The organism is Stomatobaculum sp. F0698 (assembly GCF_030644385.1).
Lineage (GTDB): Bacteria > Bacillota > Clostridia > Lachnospirales > Lachnospiraceae > Moryella.
In genome coordinates this window covers 1,584,251-1,608,868 of sequence record NZ_CP130060.1, presented here as the reverse complement: position 1 = coordinate 1,608,868, position 24,618 = coordinate 1,584,251, and the positions used below count along the sequence as shown (strand labels likewise).

The 24,618-nt window shown below is 57.3% G+C and carries 22 protein-coding genes and 1 tRNA gene; 21 read left to right on the top strand and 2 right to left on the bottom strand.

Features of this window, described 5'->3' with window-relative positions:
- Nucleotides 1-86 precede the first annotated feature (86 nt).
- Nucleotides 87-644, top strand: coding sequence for a hypothetical protein (locus QU660_RS07290; RefSeq protein ID WP_304945869.1), 558 nt, complete (start codon nt 87-89; stop codon nt 642-644).
- Nucleotides 645-712: 68 nt separating this feature from the next.
- On the opposite strand, the gene gloA2 is transcribed toward QU660_RS07290, so the two are convergent.
- Complete coding sequence (gene gloA2, locus QU660_RS07285) at nt 713-1,099, bottom strand: SMU1112c/YaeR family gloxylase I-like metalloprotein (protein WP_304945868.1); 387 nt, start codon at nt 1,097-1,099, stop codon at nt 713-715.
- The gene (glmS, locus tag QU660_RS07280) at nt 1,096-2,958 is read right to left on the bottom strand and encodes a glutamine--fructose-6-phosphate transaminase (isomerizing) (protein ID WP_304945867.1); all 1,863 of its coding nucleotides are present in this window, start codon (nt 2,956-2,958) and stop codon (nt 1,096-1,098) included. The genes gloA2 and glmS overlap by 4 nt, the downstream gene beginning before the upstream one ends.
- 106 nt (nt 2,959-3,064) lie before the next feature.
- On the opposite strand from glmS, the gene QU660_RS07275 reads away from it, so the two are divergent.
- The 20 genes from QU660_RS07275 (at nt 3,065) to guaA (ending at nt 24,572) form a co-directional block, all read left to right on the top strand.
- Entirely contained in the window at nt 3,065-3,541 is a 477-nt protein-coding gene (locus QU660_RS07275; RefSeq protein WP_304945866.1) for a LeuD/DmdB family oxidoreductase small subunit, read from the top strand.
- Nucleotides 3,541-4,794, top strand: a complete 1,254-nt coding sequence (locus QU660_RS07270; RefSeq protein WP_304945865.1) for a 3-isopropylmalate dehydratase large subunit — start codon at nt 3,541-3,543, stop codon at nt 4,792-4,794. Before QU660_RS07275 ends, QU660_RS07270 begins: the two co-directional genes overlap by 1 nt.
- Nucleotides 4,795-4,802: 8 nt before the next feature.
- Complete coding sequence (locus tag QU660_RS07265; protein WP_304945864.1) at nt 4,803-5,294, top strand: LeuD/DmdB family oxidoreductase small subunit; 492 nt, start codon at nt 4,803-4,805, stop codon at nt 5,292-5,294.
- Nucleotide 5,295: 1 nt separating this feature from the next.
- Nucleotides 5,296-6,543, top strand: coding sequence for a 3-isopropylmalate dehydratase large subunit (locus QU660_RS07260; protein WP_304945863.1), 1,248 nt, complete (start codon nt 5,296-5,298; stop codon nt 6,541-6,543).
- Nucleotides 6,537-7,301 carry a tRNA threonylcarbamoyladenosine dehydratase gene (locus QU660_RS07255; protein WP_304945862.1) on the top strand — a complete coding sequence of 255 codons (765 nt, stop codon included), beginning with the start codon at nt 6,537-6,539 and terminating at the stop codon, nt 7,299-7,301. Before QU660_RS07260 ends, QU660_RS07255 begins: the two co-directional genes overlap by 7 nt.
- 59 nt (nt 7,302-7,360) lie before the next feature.
- A complete protein-coding gene (locus QU660_RS07250; protein ID WP_304945861.1) occupies nt 7,361-8,155 on the top strand; it encodes a hypothetical protein in 795 nt (264 codons plus the stop codon).
- A 5-nt stretch (nt 8,156-8,160) separates the two neighbouring features.
- Nucleotides 8,161-9,039 (top strand): leucine-rich repeat protein, encoded by an 879-nt coding sequence (locus QU660_RS07245; RefSeq protein ID WP_304945860.1) that lies wholly within the window; start codon nt 8,161-8,163, stop codon nt 9,037-9,039.
- A gap of 13 nt (nt 9,040-9,052) precedes the next feature.
- Nucleotides 9,053-10,369, top strand: coding sequence for a vWA domain-containing protein (locus QU660_RS07240; RefSeq protein ID WP_304945859.1), 1,317 nt, complete (start codon nt 9,053-9,055; stop codon nt 10,367-10,369).
- A complete protein-coding gene (locus tag QU660_RS07235) occupies nt 10,366-11,859 on the top strand; it encodes an ATP-binding protein (RefSeq protein ID WP_304945858.1) in 1,494 nt (497 codons plus the stop codon). Before QU660_RS07240 ends, QU660_RS07235 begins: the two co-directional genes overlap by 4 nt.
- Nucleotides 11,856-12,317: a D-aminoacyl-tRNA deacylase gene (gene dtd / locus QU660_RS07230; protein WP_304945857.1), complete on the top strand. Its 462-nt coding sequence runs from the start codon at nt 11,856-11,858 to the stop codon at nt 12,315-12,317. Before QU660_RS07235 ends, dtd begins: the two co-directional genes overlap by 4 nt.
- A gap of 60 nt (nt 12,318-12,377) precedes the next feature.
- Nucleotides 12,378-12,450: transfer RNA gene (locus QU660_RS07225), tRNA-Gln, on the top strand.
- A gap of 149 nt (nt 12,451-12,599) precedes the next feature.
- A complete protein-coding gene (locus tag QU660_RS07220; RefSeq protein ID WP_304945856.1) occupies nt 12,600-13,445 on the top strand; it encodes a CvfB family protein in 846 nt (281 codons plus the stop codon).
- Nucleotides 13,446-13,590: 145 nt separating this feature from the next.
- The gene (locus tag QU660_RS07215) at nt 13,591-14,691 is read left to right on the top strand and encodes a PucR family transcriptional regulator (protein ID WP_304945855.1); all 1,101 of its coding nucleotides are present in this window, start codon (nt 13,591-13,593) and stop codon (nt 14,689-14,691) included.
- A complete protein-coding gene (locus tag QU660_RS07210) occupies nt 14,675-16,006 on the top strand; it encodes a S41 family peptidase (protein WP_304945854.1) in 1,332 nt (443 codons plus the stop codon). The genes QU660_RS07215 and QU660_RS07210 overlap by 17 nt, the downstream gene beginning before the upstream one ends.
- Before the next feature lie 171 nt (nt 16,007-16,177).
- Nucleotides 16,178-16,978 (top strand): transporter substrate-binding domain-containing protein, encoded by an 801-nt coding sequence (locus tag QU660_RS07205; protein ID WP_304945853.1) that lies wholly within the window; start codon nt 16,178-16,180, stop codon nt 16,976-16,978.
- A gap of 8 nt (nt 16,979-16,986) precedes the next feature.
- A complete protein-coding gene (locus QU660_RS07200) occupies nt 16,987-17,679 on the top strand; it encodes an amino acid ABC transporter permease (RefSeq protein WP_304945852.1) in 693 nt (230 codons plus the stop codon).
- The gene (locus QU660_RS07195) at nt 17,669-18,406 is read left to right on the top strand and encodes an amino acid ABC transporter ATP-binding protein (RefSeq protein ID WP_304945851.1); all 738 of its coding nucleotides are present in this window, start codon (nt 17,669-17,671) and stop codon (nt 18,404-18,406) included. Before QU660_RS07200 ends, QU660_RS07195 begins: the two co-directional genes overlap by 11 nt.
- A 156-nt stretch (nt 18,407-18,562) precedes the next feature.
- Nucleotides 18,563-19,909 (top strand): FAD-dependent oxidoreductase, encoded by a 1,347-nt coding sequence (locus QU660_RS07190; RefSeq protein ID WP_304945850.1) that lies wholly within the window; start codon nt 18,563-18,565, stop codon nt 19,907-19,909.
- Between the two features lie 128 nt (nt 19,910-20,037).
- Complete coding sequence (uvrA, locus tag QU660_RS07185; RefSeq protein ID WP_304945849.1) at nt 20,038-22,860, top strand: excinuclease ABC subunit UvrA; 2,823 nt, start codon at nt 20,038-20,040, stop codon at nt 22,858-22,860.
- Nucleotides 22,861-23,021: 161 nt separating this feature from the next.
- Nucleotides 23,022-24,572, top strand: coding sequence for a glutamine-hydrolyzing GMP synthase (gene guaA / locus QU660_RS07180; protein ID WP_304945848.1), 1,551 nt, complete (start codon nt 23,022-23,024; stop codon nt 24,570-24,572).
- The last annotated feature ends 46 nt before the right edge of the window (nt 24,573-24,618 follow it).

Below are 24,618 nucleotides of genomic sequence, written 5' to 3'. Positions count from 1 at the left end.
CGGCTTTGACAAGTATAAGTCTTAGTAAATGCTTGTGGATTGCTTAATTATTTGTTAAGCCTCAGAGTTACAAAAGGAGAGTTGAAATGAGAAAAGGAATTTTTGCATTCGCTCTGACAGCAGCGCTTTCGATTGCGGCTGCGAGTGCGGCATTCGCGGCGCCCGGCGCAGCGACGCCGAGCAGCGCAACTTCGACCACGGCTTCTTCGAGCTTTGCGACGCCGAGCAGTGCGACCCCGGCAGGCAGCGGCCGCGTGGGCGGCGGCGGTGGCGGCGGCAGAAACGTTCGTTCTTCGGGCGGCCGCGTTGGAACCAAGGGCGTTTGGACCAAGAGCGCTTCGGTGCAGACCGGCGCAGGTCAGTGGTTCGTGGTGAACGGCCGTTGGTGGTACCGTTATGCGAACGGCGGCTACGCGACGAACTGGGCAAAGCTCAGCTACAACGGCAGAACCGACTGGTACTTCTTTGACAGCCACGGCTGGATGCAGACCGGCTGGCTTGAGGACAATACCGGAAAGTACTACCTGAACCCGATCGCAGACGGTTCTCAGGGAAGAATGATTACGGGCACCTATACCATCGATGGTGTCGAGCACGAGTTTGAGACCCAGGCAGGCAAGATGCAGGGCCACCTGATTCGCTAATTGCAGACAAGAAAAAAAGCGGCGCGAGCCGCTTTTTTTCTTGTCTGTTCATTTGATGCGGACTCCGCTCATTCGTGCAGTTCGAGCGGAAGCCCGTCCGGGTCAAAGAAGAAGCACATGGCCTTTCCGGTGTAAGCGTCCGTGCGGAGGGGCTCCACGCGGACACCGGCCTTCCGAAGGGCCTCTGCGATTTCCGCAACCGAGGCAACCCGAAAGGCGAGGTGACGCAGCCCCTGTGCCTCCGGATAGCTTTTACGCGGCGGTGCGTCGGGCTTCACAAAGAGCTCCAGTTCGGCATTGCCGAGCTGAAAGTCAATTTTCCAATCGCCCGCTGCCTCTCGCCGGTGTTCCCGGATTACGGGGAGACCCAGAATTTCCGCGTAAAAATGTCTGCTGCGCGCATAGTCCGTTGCGATGACGGCGACATGATGAATCGCCTCTAATTTAAGGCTCATTCGACGGTCACGGACTTTGCGAGATTTCGCGGCTTATCGACATCGAGTCCCTTCGAAACCGCGAGGTAGTAGCCGAGAAGCTGAAGCGGAATGACCGCGAGGCTGTCGGCAAAGCGTTCGTCGGTTTTCGGGAGGAAGAAGGCAAAGTTCACCGTGTCTTCAATGTCGTAATTCCCGGAGCTTGTGAGTCCCATGAGGTAGGCGCCGCGGCTCTTCACTTCGATGAGGTTAGACAGCGTCTTCTCGTAGAGTTCGGACTGGGTGAGCACGCCGATTACCAGGGTGCCGTCCTCAATCAGGCTTATGGTACCGTGCTTTAACTCGCCTGCCGCGTAGGCCTCGGAGTGAATGTAGCTGATTTCCTTCATCTTGAGGCTGCCTTCCATGCAGATGGCGTAGTCTATGCCTCTGCCGATAAAGAAGACATCCTTCGCGTTGCTGAACTTTGCGGCGAACCACTGGAGGCGTTCCTTGTCGTCAATGATGCGCTGTACCTTTTCGGGCAGGGCCGCAATCTCGGCGAGCAGGCGCTGCTCTTCGCGCTCGTCAATCAGACCGCGCGCCTTGCCGAGGCAGATGGCAAGCATGTAAGTGCCGATTAGCTGGGTCGAGTAAGCCTTGGTGGTCGCAACCGAAATCTCCGGGCCCGCATAGGTGTAGAGCACAAAGTCCGCTTCGCGGGCAATGAGGGAGCCGATTACGTTTACGATGGCGAGGGTCTTTAAGCCATGGGCCTTTGCCTCACGCATTGCCGCGAGCGTGTCGGCGGTTTCGCCCGACTGGCTGATTACGACGACCAGATTGTTCGGGTCAATGACCGGGTGGCGGTAGCGATATTCCGAGGCGAACTCAACGCGGACCGGGAGCCTTGCGAGGTCCTCAATCACGTACTGGGCGGTCACGCCGACATGGTAGGCGGAGCCGCAGCCTATAATGGTGATGCCGTTGAAGCCGCGAATCAATTCGTCGCTGAGACCGAGCTTCGCGAGATCCACATGGTAGTCGAGCTTTTCCCCTTCGGTTTCGCCGCATAAGTAGGCGCGGAAGGTATCCGCGATGGCCTTCGGCTGCTCGTGAATCTCCTTCATCATGAAGTGCTCGTAGCCGCCCTTCTCCGCCGCCTTCTCATCCCAGTCAATGAGCACCGGCGTCTTCTCGACCACATCGCCGTTTAAGTCATAGAAGGTCACGCCTTCCGCGGTGACGCAGCCCATTTCGAGATTGTCGATGTAGCAGACGCGGCGTGTGTACTTTAAGCAGGCGGAGGGATCCGAGGCGATGAAGTTCTCGCCCTCGCCGAGCGCGACAATCAGCGGATTGTCCTTTCTCGCAATGTAAATCTGATTCGGGTAATCCCGGAACATGACGGCGAGCGCATAGCTGCCGCGCACGCGCACCAGAGTCTTTGCGAGCGCGTCAATCGGGCCCACCTTATACTTCTTATAATAGTAGTCAATCAGATTAACGATTGCCTCGGTGTCGGTCTGCGAGTAGAAGCGGTAGTCGTGGCGGGAGAGCTTCTCCCGGATTTCCAGATAATTCTCAAAAATGCCGTTGTGGACTGCGAGCACAGAACCGTCCGTAGAGACATGCGGGTGTGCATTGCTCTCGGAGGGAATGCCGTGCGTTGCCCAGCGGGTGTGCCCGATGCCGCAGCAACCCTCCAGCGCCCGGCCGTTGTCGGTCTTGTCTGCGAGGACGCGCAACCGCCCCTTGGCCTTGACAACAACAGGTTCCCGATCGCCGTCCCGGACGGCAATACCGGCGGAGTCATAGCCTCGGTATTCCAGCTTCTCCAAGCCCTCCAGCAAAATGGGGGCAGCCTGTCGCTTGCCGATGTATCCAACAATTCCGCACATAGAAATCCTCCTTTTTCAATGTGAGTATTTTATCACGAATGGGCAAGGGTTTGAACCTATTGAAAAGCTATGTTAAAATAGGCGGAAAAAACGGAAGAGGAGAGACATGGGAAAGATATTTTGTTTTGGCAGCGACGTGGATACGGATCAGATTATCGCGTCGCAGTACCTCCTGTACCCGAGTGTTGAGGAGATGGCGCCGCACTGCTTTGAGTCCCTGGACGAGAACTTTGCAACTGCGGTGCAGGCGGGTGATTTTGTGGTGGCGCGCGATAATTTCGGCTGTGGCTCTTCGAGAGAGCAGGCGCCGGCTGTCTTAAAGGCGCTCGGTGTGCGGGCTGTCTTTGCAAACAGCTTTGCGCGCATCTTCTTCCGAAATGCGATTAATATCGGTCTTCCGGTTATTGTCTGCGAGAATTTGATTGAGCGCGTGAAGCCCGGAGAGGAACTGTCGCTCGACCTCGAGAACGGCACGGTCACGGTGGGCGGACAGAATCACCGCTGCACCAAGCTGCCGCAGAAGATGCAGGAAATTCTGGACCGGGGCGGACTCATTGCGGCGCTGAATCGGGAGGAAGCATAATGGCTATGACAATGGCGGAAAAGATCATTGCGCGCGCGGCGGGGAAGCCGGAGGTGCACGCGGGCGATATCGAGACGGTCACGCTCGACTATATGATGTCAAACGACGGCACGACCCATCTCACCATCGGCATGTACGAGAACCTGAAGCACCCGCGCATTGCGGATAAGAATAAACTGGTCTGGATTGTAGATCACAACGTGCCGGCGGACTCGGTGAAGACAGCGGCCTCGCATAAGAAGATGCGCGACTTTGCGCGCGCAAACGGCATTGCCTTCTATGAGGGAGAGGGCGTATGTCATCAGATCATGCTTGAAAAGTACGTGTCCCCGGGGCAGTTTATCTTCGGTGCGGACTCTCACACCTGTGCCTACGGCGCGCTCGGCGCGTTCGGAACCGGCGTGGGCTGCACGGACTATCTCTATGCGATGGTCACGGGACAGAGCTGGGTGCTGGTCCCGAAGACCCTGCGCTTTGAACTTCGCGGCAAGCTGCGCCCGGGTGTCTACGCGCGCGATTTAATTCTCACTATCATCGGCAAGATAGGCGCAAACGGCGCGAATTATAAGGCCATGGAGTTCGGCGGCGAGGGCCTTAGAAGCCTCGGCATTGCGGACCGCGCGGCGCTCTGCAATCTCTGCGTCGAGGCCGGCGCAAAGACCGGACTCTGCGAGGTGGATGAGACGACTCTCTCCTATTTAAAAGAGCAGGGCAGAGAGCCGGTCGCCGTCTTAAATCCGGATGCGGATGCGGACTATGAAGAGGTGTTTGAAATCGATCTCTCGGAAATTCGTCCGATTGTCGCAAAGCCGCATTTCGTGGACAATGTGGTTCCGGCGGAGGAATGCAGCGGCATTCCCATTGACGAGGCCTTCCTCGGCTCCTGCAACAACGGCAGAATCGAGGACCTCCGTGTCGGCGCCGAACTGCTCCGCGGCAGAAAGGTTGCGGACAGCGTGCGCTTTCTTGTGGTGCCGGCGAGTCGCGCGGTCTATGAAGAGGCGCTCCGCGAGGGGTTCTTGAAAATTTTCATGGATGCGGGGGCCATCGTAATGAACCCGAACTGTTCGGTCTGCTGGGGCTCCTGTCAGGGCGTAATCGGTGAGGGCGAGACCCTGATCAGCACGGGAACCAGAAACTTTAAGGGGCGCTCCGGTCACAAGGATTCCTATGTGTACCTTGCGAGTGCGGCGACAGTCACGGCAAGCGCCGTGAAGGGCGTCATTTGCACGGCGGAAAGCCTGACAAAGTGAGGCGGCAGATGGAAGAATTTCAGGGAAAAGTTTGGAAACTCGGAGATGATATCGATACCGACATCATACTCCCGACCGAATATCTGGTCTTTCCGACCATTGCGGAGATGAAGCCCTATGCGTTTTCGCCGCTCCGCCCCGAACTTGCCGGTAAAATAGAACCCGGCGATATTATTGTGGGCGGCGAGAACTTTGGCTGCGGTTCCTCGCGCGAACAGGCGCCGGAGGTCGTGAAGGCGCTCGGCGTGCGCGCGGTCATTGCGAAAAGTTTTGCGCGCATCTTCTTTCGGAATGCGATTAACAACGGCCTCCTCTTAATCGAGTGCCGGGAACTTCCCGACGAGGTGTGTGAGGGCGATACGCTTACGGTGACGGTCGGTGAAAAGATACACGCAAACGGCAAGGACTACAAAATCGCGGCACTGCCCGAAAATCTCATGGAGATCTTGAATGCGGGCGGACTGGTCAAGGCGATGCGGAAGAGAAATGGGCTTAACTGAGATGAAAATGACAATGATAGAAAAGCTGATTGCCGCAAAGGTCGGGCACGCGGTAAAGCCCGGCGACATTGTGACGGTCGGCGCGGACCGCGTGATGCTGGACGACATCATGATGCCCTTCATCGCGGCAAAATTTGAGGAGATGGGATTTCAAAAGCTTTGGGATCCCGAAAAAGTCGTGATTATCTGCGACCATCTGGTGCCGGCAAGTCAGGTTGACGATATCAGAGCCTACAAGCTCTCAAACGAGTTCGCGGCAAAGTACGGTGTCCCGAATTTGCACCGGAGCGACGGCATCTGCCACCAGCTCATGACCGAGGCGGGCTATGTGAAGCCCGGCGACTTGGTCTTCGGAACGGACAGCCACACGACAACCTACGGCTGTGTCGGTGCGTTTTCAACCGGCATCGGCTACACGGAGATGGCGGCGGTGCTCGGAACAGGCGAAATCTGGCTCCGCGTGCCGGAGACCATACGCATTGAAATCAACGGGAAACTCCCGGCAAATGTAATGTCGAAGGACGTGATACTCCGCATCATCGGGGACTTGACGGCGGCAGGCGCAACCTACCGCGCGCTCGAGTTTACCGGCGACACGGTAGAGGCAATGAGCCTCTCATCCCGCATGACCATGGCAAATATGGGAATTGAGGCGGGGGCAAAGTGTGCGCTCTTTGCCCCGGATGAGAAGACTGCGGAATATCTCGGAATCGAACTCACGGAAGCGGAGCGTGCCCTTGCGGGCGATGCGGATGCGCCCTGCGAGCGGGTACTTCGGTACCGTGCGGAGGACTTTGTGCCCGTCATGGCGCTGCCCTCGAATGTGGACCATGTCGCGCCGGTGAAGGAGCTTGTGCCCGTAGCCGTTGACCAGGTTTTCCTCGGTTCCTGCACGAACGGGCGGCTTGAGGACCTGATGGCGGCTGCGGAAGTGTTGAAGGGTAAGCACATTGCGCCCTTTGTGAAACTCATTGTGACCCCGGCCTCCCGGAAAATCTGGGAGGAGGCAGAGGCAAACGGTACCTTGGCAATTCTCTCGGCGGCGGGGGCCATGATTACCCATCCGTCCTGCGGACTCTGCTGCGGCCGCACCGGCGGTATCCTTTCGGACGGCGAGCGCGTGGTCGCGACGAATAACCGAAACTTTCTCGGCAGAATGGGTAGTTCCAAGGTGGAGATATATCTCGCGTCCCCGAAGACCGCGGCAGCCTCGGCGCTCGCGGGAAAACTTACGGAGGCAACATGTTAAATCAGTTTTCGAGAACGCAGCTCTTGCTCGGTGTCCCGGCGATGGAGAGACTCAAGGCGTCCCGCGTCGCGATTTTCGGACTCGGCGGCGTGGGCGGCTATGTCGCGGAGGCACTGGCGCGGAGCGGTGTCGGCGCGCTGGATTTAATCGATGACGACAAGGTCTGTCTCACGAATTTAAACCGCCAGATACTTGCCCTGCGTTCAACAATCGGCAAATATAAGGTTGAGGTCGCGGCAAATCGAGTGGCGGAAATCAATCCGGACTGCCGTGTGACCATGCATCGCATGTTTTATCTGCCGGAGACCGCGGATCACTTTGATTTCCGGGAGTACGACTATGTGGTCGATGCAATCGACACCGTGACCGGTAAGATTCAGCTCATTCTGCAGGCAAGAGAGGCTGGTACCAAAATCATCAGCTGCATGGGCGCGGGCAATAAGCTGGACCCGACCAAGTTTGCGATTGCGGATATCTACAAGACCAGTGTGGATCCGTTGGCGCGCGTTATGCGCCGCGAGTTAAAGAAGCGGGGCGTACGGAAATGCAAGGTGGTCTATTCGACCGAAGCACCGGTCAGACCCTTGGAGGATCCGAGCATCAGCTGCCGCAGCCACTGCGTGTGTCCGCCCGGCACCGAGCGGAAGTGCACCGAGCGCCGGGATATCCCGGGCAGCACGGCATTTGTCCCGGCAGTCGCGGGACTGATACTCGCGGGCGAGGTGGTGCGTGAGCTCGCGGGAGAGAGAGAAGCATAAGTTTTATTTGGCTTTGCGGGGGAGAAAGGCTAGAATATAGTTGAGCGGAGGATATGACGATGAAAGTCAGACGAGTAATAATTTCTTTTGCGGCAGCGGCGGTTCTTTCCACGGCGCTCCCGCAGGCAGCGGAGGCGGCAACTGTGTTTCGCGGCAAGCGGACCGTGGCATCCGATAAAGTTTTTGTGGCGGATCGCTACCGCGTCAACGCGCGTACCGAAAAGGCGGCGGCGAATCAGAATCTGTCCCAATTTGCGGGAAGCGAGAGCGGCACAAACGGCGCGGGGACCTTTTCCTATGAGTCGCTGACGGAGGCCTTTCGCTTGCGTGAGCCCTATCTTGTGAGTCGGAACGGCGACAATGCACGTCCGCTGACCACCGTGAAAGATTGCGGAAGCTACTATGAGCTGGACTTTGTTTCGCTCTATGCGGCGGTGAAGTACGATGCGGAAGCGGTCGAGGCGCTTTCGGTCGGCGATTCTTTCCGCATTGACGACCGGAGCTATGTGCTCGCGGAAGTGCGGGAGGACGGCAGCCGGGTCTTTTCGCGCAGCGGTTTCGAGACAGACGAGCAGCTTATTCTCCGAAAAGTCGCGCCCAAGGGGAAAAAGGCCTATTATATTGCGGCGGAGAGCGGTGAACTCTACTATACGGGTAAGGTCCGCATCAATAAGGACGCCGAGGTGCGAAACGGCGAGCGCAGCATAACGGCGGAGCAGTATCTGACGGCGGCCGGAAACGGTCTTCGCGATGGCTTCCGGGGCGGCTTTAACGAGCGTGAGCAGTGGGTTTCTTTAAACGGCAGCTTCACCCTGGATGCGGCCGGCAACATCAATCATTTTACGGAGCGTTAAGCGACGTGTTACTGTATGAAACAGCGGCGGACGGAACGCTCTCGGTGGCGGGGGTGCAAGCCCCCGAGGCGGAACTTGTGATTCCCGGGACGCAGGACGGAAAGCCCGTGCGGCGCATCCTCAAAAATGCACTGCGAGAGCTCTCCGGGGTGCGCAGCATACGGATTGCCGAGCAAGTCACGGAAATCGGAGATTTTGCCTGTTACGCCTCGCCGGAACTCATACGGGTTTCGCTTTCTGAGACCCTCACCGAGCTCGGCGACGGCGTGTTCCGCGGTTGTGAGGCCCTGCAGAGCGTGCACTACGCCGCGCAGGGCAATTTTTATGCGCTGCGCGCGCTGCTCACCGAGCCGGAACCGGCCTTTCGCTGTGAGTTGAAACTCTCGGATGGAGAGGCGGAACTCTACTTTCCGTCATTTCAAAATGAGTTCGATGAAGACACCATGGCGCGCGCCATACACCCGCGAATCGAGGGCTGCGGCTATGCCTTCCGAGAGTGCGTGACGCGGCGAAGCATAGATTTTTACCAGTATGACCGCCAGTTTGCGCGCGCCGCGGCGGCGGAGCGGGAACCTGCCTGCCGCATTGCGATGGGGCGCTTACGTTACCCCTACCGCCTCTCGGAGGCGCGGCGCGAGGAGTACAGGGCTTATCTCGCGGCCGAGAGCGAGACCGCGGCAGAACTTGCCTTTCGGGACTGGGAGGCAAGTCATGACAGGGCGCGCCTCGTTGCGCTGCTGACTTGGCTCAGGCGAGAGCAACTGCTCTCCGAAGAAGCGCGGCGCTATGCGCTTCATGAGGCGGGAAAGGCGAAGCTCGTTGAGCTGAGCGCCGAACTCCTGCAGGGCAGGGAACAGAGACAGAGCACGGACTTTTCGCTCTGAGGAGAACAGAACAATGAGCGGCAATCGGGAAGCCTTAGAGGCGGCAAGCGAAAAAATATGGAATTATACGGTGACCGAGCTCGGGCTCGCGCTCCCCTTTCTTCGCGGCGCCTTCTTTCTGCTCAGCCCGCAGATGGATCTGCGCATTCAAAACATAGGCACGGACGGAAGCACGGTCGCCTACCAGCCGCGCTATCTCATGCAGGCCTTTCTTGAGGATCCGCGGTCACTCAGGCGCACTTGCTTTCACCTCTTTTTGCACTGCATCTTCCGCCATGTCTATCACGTGCCGGAGGAAGCGCGCGCCCGGGAGGACTGGGATATCGCGGCGGATATCGCGGTCGAGTACCTCGCGGACTCTCTGGATGAAGACATCCTAATAGAGACAGAGAGCGATACGCGGCGCGCTTGGTACGAGCGCTTTCTTACGGATAGCCGCATTATGACGGCAGAGCGCATCTACCGCAGTCTGCAGGGGATGGACTTAAGCTTTGACGAGCGGGAAGAGCTCCGCGAGACCTTTTGGCGCTGCGACCACAGTCTCTGGAAAAATCCGGAGACCAAGCCGCCGAAGACAGAGGAAAAGTCTCTGCCCTCCGAGGAGAAACGCTGGGAGGATGCGGCGGAGCATGTCGAAAAAATGCTGATCGCCGCAGGGAAAGAGGCGGGCAGCGGCAAAGAGAGTTTTCTCCGCGCGCTGCACATTCAGGGCGAGGCGAGACTCTCCTATGGGGAACTCCTGCGCCGCTTTGCGGTCTCCAAGGAAATTATGGAGATAGACCCGGATGCCTTTGACTATGCCTTTTACAACTACGGCATGGAGCACTACGGCAATATGCCCTTAATCGAGGAAAACGAGTACCGCGAGGAGCGGCGCATTGCCGCACTGGTCATCGCAATCGACAGCTCGGCCTCGACCCAGCACGGGGATGTGGAGCAATTTTTTGCGGAGACCCTGGGTATATTCCGGGAAGAGCAGGCCTTTTTCCGCGATGCGGAAATTCATGTGATTCAGTGCGACGAGGCTGTGCGTGAAGACAGGCGCTGCCGCAGCCTCGGCGAACTCGAGGCCGCGCGCGAGCACTTACAGATTGCGGGCGGCGGCGGCACGGATTTTCGTCCGGTGTTTCGCTATGTCGAAGACCTGCAGGCAAAAGGCGAGCTGACAGAGCTCCGCGGACTGTTTTACTTTACCGACGGCGAGGGTGCGTTTCCGCGCGAAGCGAGCCCCTATCAGACGGTTTTTGTGTTTCCCGCGCGCGATGAGAGCGTGGAAGAGCGGGTGCCTGCCTGGGCACTCAAGGCTTATTTGGAGGAGAGAGAAGCGTGAACATTCAAGAGGCAAAAGAGGAGATATCCCGCGCAATCGACGCGTATCTTTATAAGGACGAGAGCGGGCACTATCGGATTCCGCGGGAGCGGCAGCGCCCCATCCTCCTGATGGGCGCGCCGGGCATCGGAAAGACCGCAATCATGCGTCAGCTCGCCGAGGAAAAGGGACTCGGTCTTGTCTCCTATACCATTTCCCATCACACGCGCCAGAGCGCCATCGGTCTGCCTGTCGTGACCGAGCAGCTCTTCGACGGCCGACCGCAGAAAACCACGAACTACACCATGAGCGAGATTGTGGCCTCGGTCTATGAGATGATGGAGAAGAGCGGCAAGCGGGAGGGGATACTCTTCCTTGACGAGATCAACACGGTTTCCGAGACGCTTGCGCCGACCATGTTACAGTTTCTGCAGTACAAGACCTTCGGCACCCACCGCGTGCCGGAGGGCTGGGTCATTGTGACCGCGGGCAATCCGCCCGAGTATAACCGCGCGGTGCGGGACTTTGATGTGGTGACCAAGGACCGCGTGCGCGAACTCCGCGTGACGGCGGACTACGGTGTCTGGAAGGGCTATGCCCTGCAGCGCGGCATGCACGGCGCCGTACTCGCCTTCCTGGATCTTGAGCCCGAGGCCTTCTTCTTTGTGCGCGCGGGCGAGACAGGCAAGCGATTTGTGACCGCGCGCGGCTGGGAGGATCTCTCGGATTCGTTGAAGGCCTATGAGGCACTGGGACTCAGCGTGACCGAGGGTTTCATGAGCTCCTTTTTGCAGGACACGGAGACTGCGGAGAAGTTTTATCGCTACTATCTCCTCTATCGAAAGTACGAGGCACTTTATAACATTGCGGCGATACTCAGCGGCGAGGAAAAGGCGGATGCGAAGCGGCTTAAAAAGACGGGCTTCGATGAAAAGCTCAGTTTTATCGCCCTGCTCGCCTCGGCGCTCGGCGAGCGCTTCCGGAAGTGGCAACAGGACTTCCGCGTGCAAAAAGAGGTCTTTGCGGCCTTGAAGCGCGTGCGGGAAGCGGAGGAGTCGGGAGGCAGCGTGATTGCGGCGCTCTCGGAGGAGCGTTTCCTTGCGGCGCAGCGGCTTTCGACCGAGCGCGCGGCGGATGCCCTCTCTCCGGAGCGCGAGCAGCGACTCGAGCAAGAACTCGCGCGGCTCAAGGGCTATGAGGCGCTCTTGTCCGGCGTCGCCGAAACCGAGGCCTTTTCGCGCCTTCGGGAGGCTTTTGCCGCGGATGAGGCAGGGCGGAAGCAGCGGGAAGCAGAGACCGCCGAAGCTCTCAGCGCGGCGCTTCGCTTTACCGCCGAGGGCTTCGGTGAGGGCCAGGAGCTCGCGCTCTTTTTGACCGAGCTCAATGCGAACCGCGCGGCGCTCGCCTTCGCGGATGAGACCGGACACGAGGATTATGCGCGCTACAATCAGCTTTTGCTGCTGAGAGACCGCAGAGAGACATTGAAAGAGGAGGTCATGCGTTTCCTATGAAATTTGTGATTCAGTGCGTGAGTCGGGCATCCTGTACGGTTGAAGGGCGTGTGACCGGCGCAATCGAAAGAGGCTATCTTATTTTGGTCGGTATCTCGGACAGCGACACCGAGGAGACCGCAGACCGCATGCTCAAAAAGACAGCGGGACTTCGGGTATTCCCGGATGAAAACGGCAAGACCAATTTGAGCCTTGCGGAGATTGAGGGCAGTGTGCTCGTGATTTCCCAGTTTACGCTCTATGCGGACTGCAGAAAGGGAAATCGCCCCTCTTTTGTGAAGGCCGGAAAGCCCGAACACGCGGAGCGGCTCTACCGCTATCTCCTCGACGCTTGCCGCCGGGAGGGAATCGGCAAGACCGTGGAAGAGGGCGTGTTCGGCGCGGATATGCAGATTGCGCTTGTGAACGAGGGACCCTTCACGCTGGTGCTCGATTCCGATGAATTGCAACGCCGATAAATTCAAAAAAATCGTTGACAGCGGAAGGCAAAACAGGTATACTCTCTTTGTTCTTGTGATTGGGCTATCGCCAAATGGTAAGGCAACGGACTCTGACTCCGTCATTCTGAAGGTTCGAATCCTTCTAGCCCAGCGAGCAAAACCGAGCCGAACGGCTCGGTTTTTTTGTATCTGTTATTTTGACCGATATGCGGCTATGATTGATACAGTATATTGTTTCAAAGCTTTGAAATTTCGATTTTGATGATTCGCCGAGGGGCGATTTCGGAAAGGCGGTAGGGCATGAAGTACTTAAAACTTGGCGTCATGCAGACTTTGGTGATTGAGCGCAAAAAGGATTTCGGTGCATTTCTTCGCGCTGCGGAGGATACGGCGGGGGAGGAGACAGTCCTGCTCCCGAAGAAGCAGGTCCCCGCGGGGGCGGAAAAGGGAACGGCAGTGGAAGTGTTCCTCTATAAGGACAGTTCCGACCGCCTGATTGCAACCACACGCCGTCCCCTGCTTACGGTCGGCGAAGTCGGAAAACTCGAGATTCGGGAGATCACGAAAATCGGCGCCTTCTTGGACATGGGGCTGGAACGCGATGTGCTGCTGCCCTTCCGGGAGCGAATCGGCGAGCTAAAGCCCGGCATAAGCGTTTTGGTGGCGCTCTATGTGGACAAGAGCGAGCGCATTGCGGCGACCATGCGCGTGTACCGACACTTAAAAGTAGCGGAAGGCATTGCGAAAGAGCAGACGGTGCGCGGCACGGTCTATGAACTCAGCAATCCGGGCGTCTACGTCGCGGTCGAGGACAAGTACTTCGGCCTCATTCCGCGCGCTGAGGCCTACGGCAATTTCTCGGTTGGTCAGGAAATCACGGCCCGCGTCATACGCATCCGCGAGGACGGAAAGCTGGATTTGAGTCCGCGGCGCAGAGCCTTCGAGCAGATGGACGATGATGCCGAGTTGTTGCTCAAAAAGCTTTCCGCGGCGGGCGGGGAGCTTCCCTTCCACGACCGCAGCGAGCCGGCGGAAATCGAAGCGGCCTTCGGTCTCTCGAAGAGTGCATTCAAACGTGCGCTCGGCAAACTGTTGAAAGCGGGAAAAGTAGTAAAGACGCAACAAGGCATTCAGTTAAAATCATGAATAATGCCTAAAAAATGTTGGGATATAGGGTTGCCTCACTTGATATTCTTGTCAAACTGCCTTATGATATCTCTGATTGCATGTGAATTTCTATGGGAACACGGTAGCAGCGGAGCTGTGTCACCGAAATTGAAAGGAGACAGAGATGATATCGAATCAAATTCTGCAGTCCACCCTGGAAGGAATGAAGGGTATCACCCGTGTAGATCTTTGCATCACGGACACCGAAGGCAGCCTCTTGGCATCGACCTTCCAGGAAGCGGAGACCCAGGAGTCGGCAGCCTATACCTTCGCCAATTCACCGGCGGATGCACAGGTACTCGGCAGCTACCAGTTCTTCAAGATTTTTGATGACAATCAGCTCGAGTACATCCTGATTGCGCGCGGCGCGAGCGAGGATGTCTATATGGTCGGAAAGCTCGCGGCCTTCCAGGTCGAGAATCTCCTCACGGCTTACAAGGAGCGTTTTGACCGCGACAACTTCATCAAGAACCTCCTGCTTGACAATCTCCTCTTAATCGACATCTACAACCGCGCGAAGAAGCTCCAGATTGAAGAGCAGGCGCGCCGTGTCTGCTTTGTGATTGAGACCGAGGCAGGGCGGGAGATGAGCGCGCTCGAGACGGTGCGCAACATCTATGCGAACCGCGGGCACGACTTTGTGACGGCGGTCGACGGTCGCACGATTATTCTGGTGCGTGAGGTGCGTGAGGGCGAGAGCTTTGACGAACTCGACCACGCGGCGCGCGAGGTCATCGAGGGACTCCGCGCGTCGGAGATTCTGAATGTCAACATTGCCTACGGCACGATTGTGAAGGATATCAAGGATGTGTCCCGCTCGTACAAAGAGGCAATGATGGCGCGGGAAGTCGGCAAGATCTTCTACCCGGGTCAGACCATTGTCGCTTACAACAAGCTCGGCATAGGCCGCTTGATTTATCAGCTGCCGTCTTCTCTCTGCAAGATGTTCATCAGCGAAATCTTCGAGGGCAAGACGCCCGAGCAGTTCGACGAGGAGACCCTGCAGACCATCAACAAGTTCTTTGAGAACAGCCTGAACGTTTCGGAGACCTCGAGACAGCTCTACATCCACCGCAACACCTTGGTGTACCGCCTTGACAAGTTGCAGAAGACAACCGGCCTCGATCTCCGTGTCTTCGAGGATGCAATCACCTTTAAGATTGCGCTGATGGTCGTGAAGTACATGAATTCAAAGGAAGAGGTATTTGATGGCAGAAAATTCTGAGCGGAGTCAGGAAGAGGAGCTACAGGAGAGAAAGCGGGCCGAGGCCGCGCTTCGCTCCGCGCGCGACCACAGGATGCGGAGCATCGGCTTCCGGAACGGCTTTTTTGTCGGCCTGCTCTGCTGCCTGTTGCTCTTTGCCGGCGGTGTTTTCTGGTTGTTTCACCGGGAAATCGGGATGCTGGCAAAGCAAAAGCCGTACCGGGCGGAACAGAGCAGCGCTTCCAATGCGAGCGAGAATCCGAAGGATCTGAATTATTCCAAGATAGAAGCAAAAATGCGGCTTCTGCAGAATGTGATTTACAAGAACTTCCTCTTTGATGAGCACGAGACAGAAGTGGAAGACGGCATTTATAAAGGCATGTTGTCGGGACTCGGCGATCCCTACTCTGTCTACTACACGGCGGACGAGTATAAGAAGCTGACCGAAGAAACCAGCGGCAAGTACTCCGGAATCGGCGCGGTTTTGAATCAGGATCCCGAGACCAAGATAAGTCGCATCGTGAATGTATTCCCGGGCTCCCCGGCGGAAGAGGCGGGGCTCAAGCCCGAGGATATCCTCTATCAGGTTGACGGGCACGATGTGACCGGAGAGAATCTGGATGTCTTTGTCGCAAGCTATATCCGCGGCGAGGAGGGCACGACCATTGAGGTCAAGGTACTCCGCGGCGAGGCGCACGAGGAACTCAGCTTCAATGTGACGCGGCGTCATATCGAGATGCCGACCGTAGAATCTAAGATGCGGGACAATAAGATCGGCTACATCCGCATCCTCCAGTTCGACACAATTACGGCCGAGCAGTTTGAAAAAGCGGTCGAGGATCTCCAAAAGAAGGGCATGAAGCGTCTGGTCATAGACCTCCGCAACAACCCGGGCGGCGTGATGGATTCCTGCGTCAAGATGCTCGACTACATGCTTCCGGACGGCCTTCTGGTCTACACGGCGGGCCGCGACGGCGTGGGAGAGAAGTACTATTCGACCGACGGACACGAGGTCAATGTGCCGACCGTCATTCTGATTAACAGCGGCTCGGCGAGCTGCTCGGAAATCTTTGCCGGTGCTTACCGCGACTTTGGCCGCGCAAAGCTGGTCGGAACCACGAGCTACGGCAAGGGCATAGTCCAGTTTGTGATGCCGCTCGGCGACGGCTCGGCGGTGAAGCTCACCACGCAGCACTATTACACCCCGAACGGTTACGATCTCCACGGCAAGGGCGTTGCGCCGGATGTCGAGGTGAAGTCCGAAGAGGGCGATGTCTTGGACGGCGACAAGGATGCGCAGCTAAGTCGTGCGCTGGAAGTCCTGCAAGAAGAATAAAGAATCGAGGCAGACCGACAGGAAAGCAAGTGTCGGCTGCCTCTTTTTTTGGGAATGAATGCATATATATAAATAATATTCGATTATTATTGCAAATTTCGCTTGCATTTTTGCATCGATGAAGTATAATGAGCAAAAGAAAACAACGATTCCATCGGGGAGGGGATTGAAATGAAGATGAAAAAATTTGCAGTGGCAGCGGCGATTGCAATGATGGGAATGAGCTTGATGGCCTGCGGCGGTAAGAAGACGGCCGAGAGCGCTGCGGAGAGCAAGGCAGAGGGCGCGGCAAGCGTAAAGACCGTGAGCGCGGGTAAGCTCATCATGGCGACCAATGCGGAGTTTCCGCCCTACGAGTACCACGAGGGCAATGAAATCAAGGGTATCGATGTCGAGATTTGCCGGGCGGTTGCCGAGAAGCTCGGTTTGGAACTTCAGATTGAAGATGTCGCCTTCGATTCCATTATTCCGGAAGTGGCGTCTGGCAAGGCGGATCTCGCGGCGGCGGGCATGACCGTCACCGAGGACCGGAAGCAGAACATGGACTTCTCGGATACCTACGCGACTTCGATTCAGCTGATTCTCGTGCAGGAAAATTCGACCATCGCAGGCAAGGAAGATCTGACCGGCAAGAAAATCGGCGTGCAGCAGGGTACAACCAGCGATCTCTTTAGCACCGAGGACTTCGGTGAAGACGCGGTGGTCCGTTACTCGAAGAGCATGGAGGCCGTGCAGGCGCTCACGCAGGGCAAGATAGATGCGGTCATCGTGGACAGCCAGACCGCAAAGGAGTTTGTGAACGAGGTTAAGGGCATCAAGGCCCTGGATTCCAGCTACTCGGACGAGTCCTATGCAATCGGCGTGAAGAAGGGCAATACGGAGCTCTTGAATGCGGTCAACGCGGCGCTCGCGGAGCTCAAGTCCGAGGGGAAGCTCGATGAAATTGTGACCCAGTACACTAAGGCAGAGTGAGGAGAGGCATGTTTCAGAGCTTTGCGGATGATCTTTATCGGAATTTTATCGTCGATCACCGTTGGCGCTATTTGACCAACGGCCTCCTGCTCACCCTGGAGATCACCTTTTTTGCGGTGCTGCTCGGTGTGGTCCTTGGCTTCTCGGTTGCACTGGTGCGCGAGGCGCACCGCAGCACCGGTAAGTTTCGCCTGCTCAGCGCCATCGGCGGCGTCTACCTGACCGTGATTCGCGGAACACCGGTCGTCGTGCAGCTCATACTGATTTATTTCGGCATTTTTGCCTCGGTGCGCATTCCTCCGATCCTGGTCGCAATCATTGCCTTCGGCATCAACTCGGGGGCCTATCAGGCGGAGATTTTCAGAAGCGGCATCGAAGCGGTGCCGCGGGGGCAGTTTGAGGCGGGGCGCAGCCTCGGTTTCAGCTATTGGAAGACCATGTGGCGCATCGTGATGCCGCAGGCAATCAAGAATGTAATTCCGACCCTGGCGAATGAGTTTATTGTTCTCTTAAAGGAGACCTCGGTCGCGGGTTATGTTGCGCTGAACGACCTCACGAAGGGCGGCGATATCATCCGCAGCCGCACGTATTCCCCCTACCTGCCCATGCTGGCGGTGGCGCTGATTTATCTCTGCCTCGTGATGATATTCTCCGCAGGTGTCAAGTATCTGGAGAGGAGTTTAAAGACCGGTGAGCGCTAAGGCATTGATACAGGTAAAAGATCTACGGAAGCAATTCGGGAAACAGGAGGTCTTAAAGGGAATCACAACGGATATCAAGGCGGGCGAGGTGGTCTGCGTGATCGGCCCTTCGGGCTCCGGGAAGTCAACCTTTCTCCGCTGCCTAAACCGCCTCGAAGAGGCCTCCTCGGGGAGTATCTTCTTTGAGGGGGAGGATCTCTGCGACAAAAAGACCGATATAGACCGCGTGCGGCAGCGCATGGGCATGGTATTTCAGCAGTTTAATCTCTTTCCGCATATGAATATTCTAAAGAACCTGACCATCGGCCCCATAGAGCTCCAAAAGCGGAGCCGGGAGGAGGCAGAGGCCTATGCGATAGAGCTGCTTCATAAGGTAGGGCTTGCCGAGCGAGCGAACGCCTATCCGCAGCAGCTCTCGGGCGGACAGCAGCAGCGCATCGCGATTGTGCGGGCGCTCTGCATGAAGCCGGATGTGATGCTCTTTGACGAGCCTACCTCGGCGCTCGACCCGGAGATGGTCGGTGAAGTGCTGAACGTGATGAAGGACCTCGCTGCGCAGAAGATGACCATGGTCGTTGTGACCCACGAGATGGGCTTTGCGCGCGAAGTTGCTTCCCGCGTCATGTTCCTTGCGGACGGTTACTTCCTCGAAGAAGGAAGCCCCGCGGAACTCTTCGGAAACCCGAAAAACGAGAGATTGCAGAGCTTTTTGAGCAAGGTATTATAGAGCGTGGCGGGATACGCGCTGTGAAAAAGAGGAAGCAGGCCTTTTCGGCTTATGCTTCCTCTTTTTGCTTTTGCTTGACGCGAGGGTGGGAAGGGTCTATGATACTTTTAGGAATGATTCTTATTTTGTATTTGGCATCTGTAAGGAGGTACCGTGATGAGAGAATATAAAAACCTGATTATCGGCTTCGGCAAGGCGGGCAAGACGCTCGCGGGCTATCTCGCAAAGCAGGGCGAGAAGACCGCTCTGGTGGAAGAGAATCCCCTTCGCTACGGCGGCACCTGCATCAATGTGGCTTGCATCCCCTCGAAGTCTCTGGAGCACAGCGCAGCGCTCTCGGCGACCTTCGGCGGCAGCTTGGAGGAGAAGAAGGAGCGCTACCGGGCGGCAATTGCGGAGAAGCAGCGCCTCACGGGCTTCCTCCGTCAAAAGAACTATGAGAAAATCGCATCGACCGGTGCGGAGATCATTGATGCGCGCGCAGTCTTTCTGGATCAGCACCACGTAAAGCTTCAGTTCCCGGACGGTCGCGTGGATGAGGCAAAGGCAGAGCGCATCTTCATCAACACCGGTGCGGTCACGGTGATTCCGCCGATTGCGGGCATCGAAAACAACAAGAAGGTATTTACGAGCGAGAGCATGATGGAGCTCAGCGAACTTCCGGAGAAGCTGGTCATCATCGGCGGCGGCTACATCGGCCTCGAGTTTGCATCCTACTACAATAACTTCGGCTCTGAGGTCACAGTCATTCAGGACATCGAGCAGTTCATCCCGCGCGAGGATAAGGAGATGGCGGCACTCATCGAGAAGACCCTCGTTGAGAGCGGCATCGAGATTATCAAGGGCGCGAAGGTCGAGGAGATTCAGGGCGGCAGCGTGCGCTTTACCGTGGGCGGCAAGGCAGAAGAGAAAACGGGAGACGCAGTACTCCTTGCGACCGGCAGAAAGCCGAACAGCGCTAATCTCGGCCTCGAGCATGCGGGCGTCGAAGTTACGGCGCGCGGCGGCATCGTGACCGATGCGCAGTGCCGCACCAAAGTGCCGCATATCTTCGCAATGGGCGATGTGCGCGGTGAGCTCCAGTTTACCTACATCTCCCTCGATGACTTCCGCATTGTCCGCGATGCCCTGAAGGGCAAGGGACGCAGCACCGAGAATCGCGGTGCGGTGCCCTACGCGGTCTTCCTGACTCCGCCCTTTGCGAGAGTGGGATTAAGCGAGGAGGAGGCGGTCGCAGCCGGAAAGAAGTTTAAGAAGACCTTGCTTCCGACCGCGGCAATCCCGAAGGCACAGGTGCTCCGTGAGACCCGCGGCGCGCTGAAGGTGCTGGTGGAAGAGGGCACGGGACTCATTCTCGGCGCACACCTCTTCTGCCCGGAGTCCCCGGAGATGATTAACCTCGTGAAGCGCGCTATGGACAGCAAGATTCCCGCTTCCGAGCTCGCGGAGCAGATTTATACGCACCCCACAATGACCGAGGCATTTAACGACTTGTTCGCATAAACAAATGTTCTCTTTTCCCTTGCCGTGGGACGGTTCTGCCGCTATACTGAATATGTGATTTGTATTTTGCGCCTCTGCCAAGGGAAGAGGCGCTTTGTTTGTACCTGCGACAGGCGATAGAGGAAGAAATGGCAAAACAATATATTAAAATACGGGGCGCGGCGGAGCACAACTTAAAACACGTGGACATCAACATCCCGCGGAATGAGTTGGTGGTTCTGACCGGCCTCTCGGGCTCGGGAAAGTCGAGCCTTGCGTTTGATACGATTTACGCCGAGGGGCAGCGGCGATACATGGAATCGCTCTCGAGTTATGCGAGACAGTTCCTCGGGCAGATGGAGAAGCCGGAAGTGGAGAGCATAGAAGGCCTCTCCCCTGCGATTTCGATTGATCAAAAGAGCACCAACCGGAACCCGCGTTCCACCGTGGGTACCGTGACCGAGATTTACGACTACCTGCGCCTCTTATATGCGCGCATCGGCATCCCGCATTGCCCGAACTGCGGGCGGGAGGTGCAGCGGCAGACCATAGACCAGATGGTGGATCAGCTGCTCGCCCTGCCGGAGAAGACCCGTGTGCAGATTCTGGCGCCCGTGGTGCGCGGCAAAAAGGGCAGACACGAGAAGGTGCTCGAAAAGGCAAAGCGGAGCGGCTATGTGCGCGTCCGCGTGGACGGCAACCAGTACGAATTAAGCGAAGAGATTGTGCTGGATAAGAACATCAAGCATAACATCGAGATTGTTGTGGATCGCATCTCGATTCGCGCGGGCATTCAGCAGCGACTCACCGATTCGCTCGAGGCAGCGCTCGCGCTTGCGGACGGCATTGCCGAGGCAGAGATTGTGGACGGCGAGACCCTGCGCTTTTCGCAGAACTTTGCCTGCCCGGACTGCGGTATTTCCATCGAAGAGGTGGAGCCGAGAAGTTTTTCCTTCAATAACCCCTTCGGCGCTTGCCCGGAGTGTGCGGGACTCGGCTACAAGATGGAGTTCGACCCGAGCCTCATGATTCCGGACGAGAGCCTCTCGCTGAATCAGGGCGCGATTACAGCGCCCGGCTGGAACTCGAGCAGCCAGAAGGGCAGTTTTACGAACGCGCTCTTAAATGCGCTCGCGGAGCACTACAACTTTTCGCTCGACACGCCGTTTGAGGACTATCCCACGTCCGTGCGGGAACTCATACTCTACGGCACCAAGGGGAAGGAAGTACCTGTTTTCTATAAGAGCCAGCGCGGCGAGGGCACCTATCAGGTTGCCTTTGAGGGCCTCATTGAAAACGAGAATCGCCGCTACCGCGAGACTTTTTCCGATACCATGAAGCAGGAGTACGAGAGCTACATGCGCATCACGCCCTGCAAGGCCTGCGGCGGAAAGCGTCTCAAGAAGTCGAGCCTCGCGGTCACGGTCGGCGGGAAAAATATCTACGACGCGACGGATATGTCGATCGTCAAATTCCGCGACTTTGCGGACGGCCTGACACTCACGGAGACCCAGCGAAAGATAGGCGAGCAGATTTTAAAAGAGATTCATAACCGCGTGAGCTTCTTAATCGATGTGGGGCTCGACTACCTGAGTTTGAGCCGCGGCACGGCAACCCTCTCGGGCGGCGAGGCACAGCGCATCCGCCTGGCGACCCAGATCGGCTCCGGTCTGGTCGGCGTCGCCTACATTCTGGACGAGCCGAGCATAGGCCTCCACCAGAGGGACAACGATAAGCTCCTCGCGACCCTAAAGCACCTCCGCGACCTCGGAAACTCGGTCCTCGTGGTCGAGCACGATGAGGGCACCATGCGCGCGGCGGACTGGGTCATCGACATAGGCCCGGGTGCCGGCGAGCACGGCGGACAGGTGGTCGCGGCGGGAACCGCCGAGGATCTCATGAAGAACCTGGACAGCATTACGGGACAGTACCTCTCCGGTGCGAAGAAAATTCCGGTGCCCGCGGAGCGGCGAAAGTCCGATCAGTTTCTCACGGTGAAGGGCGCTGCCGAAAACAATCTGAAAAAGCCTACGGTCAGGTTCCCGCTCGGCGTCATGACCTGCGTGACCGGTGTCTCCGGTTCCGGAAAGTCCTCGCTGGTCAACGAGATTCTCTATAAGTATCTCGCGAAGAAGTTAAACCGCGCACACGAACATCCGGGCGCGTTTCAGAGCATCGAGTGGGACGGTAAGCTAGATAAGGTCATTGCGATCGACCAGTCCCCGATCGGCAGAACGCCGCGTTCTAATCCCGCAACCTATACGGGCGTCTTCGATTTGATTCGAGACCTCTTTGCGGCGACGCCGGATGCGAAGGCGCGCGGCTATCAGAAAGGGCGCTTCAGCTTTAACATCAAGGGCGGGCGTTGCGAGGCCTGTGCGGGCGACGGCATCGTGAAGATCGAGATGCACTTCCTGCCGGATGTCTATGTGCCCTGCGAGGTCTGCGGCGGCAAGCGTTATAACCGCGAGACCCTCGAAGTGCGCTACAAGGGAAAGACCATCTACGACGTGCTCAACATGACGGTCGAAGAGGCCTGCAGCTTCTTTGAGAACGTGCCGAGCATCGCGCGGAAGATGCAGACCCTGATGGATGTGGGCCTCTCCTACATCCGCCTCGGGCAGCCGAGCACCGAGCTCTCGGGCGGCGAGGCACAGCGCATTAAGCTCGCGGCCGAACTCTCGCGCCGCGGCACCGGGCGCACGGTCTACATTCTGGACGAGCCGACCACCGGCCTCCACTTTGCGGATGTGCATAAGCTCGTGGATATTTTAAGACGCCTCTCCGAGAGCGGTAACACCGTGATTGTGATTGAGCACAACTTAGACGTCATCAAGACGGCGGACTATATCATAGACATGGGACCCGAAGGGGGAGATGGCGGCGGTACCGTGGTTGCCGCGGGCACCCCGGAGGAAGTGGCGGCGGTCGAGAATTCCTGGACCGGGCGCTATCTGAAAAAATACCTTTGAGTTATTACATAAAGCCGCTAAAGCAGGAGATACCGAAGCTTTGGCGGCTTTGGTTTAACCGTGATGCATACTCGTTTTGCGCGGAGAAACATGATTGTCGATTGTTGCGCCGCCCGCAAATGTGATATGATGACGGGAGATTATTCAGAGAGGAGAGCGACGTGGAACTCGAACAACAGGAAAAGATTATAGTGTTGGATTTCGGCGGGCAGTATAACCAGCTGATTGCAAGACGCGTGCGCGACGAAGGCGTTTATGCGGAGGTCTATGCTTCCGACATCGATTTGGACAAGTTAAAGGCAATGCAGCCGAAGGGACTCATTTTTACGGGCGGACCGCAGTCCGTCTTCAAAGAGGAGAGCCAGCACATTGATAAAAAGGTGTTTGAGCTCGGCATCCCGATTCTCGGCTTCTGCTACGGCGCACAGCTGATTGCGCACACCCTGGACGGCAAGGTTGAGACCGCGCCGGTCAGCGAGTACGGCAAGACCAAGACAGAAGTAAAGACGGATGCAACGCTGTTCCGCGGCGTTCCGGCTGAGATTTCCAGCTGGATGTCCCACACGGACTATATCTCCAAGGTGCCGTCCGGCTTTACTGTGACCGCGCACACCGAGAACTGCCCGGTTGCGGCCATGGAGGATACGGCGCGTCACATCTACGCGACGCAGTTCCACCCGGAAGTGCAGCACACCGAGTACGGCAAAGAGCTGATTCACAACTTCCTCTATGATGTCTGCGGCTGCAAGGGCGATTGGAAGATGGACAGCTTCGCGGAGGCAGAGATTCAGCGCATCCGCGAGACCGTAGGCGACGGCAAGGTGCTCCTTGCGCTCTCCGGCGGCGTGGATTCTTCGGTTGCGGCGACTTTGATGGCTAAGGCCATCGGCAAGCAGCTCACCTGCGTCTTCGTGGATCACGGCCTCCTTCGGAAGGACGAGGGCGATGAAGTCGAAGCCATTTTCGGACCGAAGGGCAAGTACGACTTAAACTTTATCCGCGTGAATGCGGGCCCCGAGTACTTCGAGAAGCTGAAGGGAGTCGAAGAGCCCGAGCAGAAGCGGAAGATTATCGGCGAGCAATTTATTCGCATCTTTGAGCGCGAGGCAAAGAAAATCGGCGCGGTCGATTTCCTCTGCCAGGGCACGATCTACGCAGACGTGGTCGAATCCGGACTCGGCAAGGGTGCGGTGATTAAGTCCCACCACAACGTGGGAGGTTTGCCGAAAAACATTGAGTTCCGAGCAATCATTGAGCCGCTCCGCAACCTCTTCAAGGACGAAGTGCGTAAGGTCGGCTTAGAGCTCGGTCTCCCCGAAGAACTCGTGTACCGCCAGCCCTTCCCGGGCCCGGGACTCGGCGTCCGCATCATCGGCGAAGTCACGCCGGAAAAGGTGAAGATAGTCCAGGAGGCAGACAGCATCTACCGCGAGGAGATTCAGAAAGCAGGCCTTGCGCGTGAGCTCAGCCAGTACTTTGCCGCACTCACGAACCTCCGCTCCGTCGGTGTGATGGGCGATTTCCGCACCTACGATTACGCCGTTGCGCTCCGCGCGGTGAAGACGGACGACTTCATGACCGCCGAGTGCGCGGAAATTCCGTTTGCGGTGCTCCAGACCGTCATGAACCGCATCGTGAACGAGGTGAAGGGCGTGAACCGCGTGTTCTACGATCTGACCTCGAAACCGCCGGGGACGATTGAGTTGGAATAAATTTCGAAACCGGGACATAAATAAATAATACAGATATTTATACCGA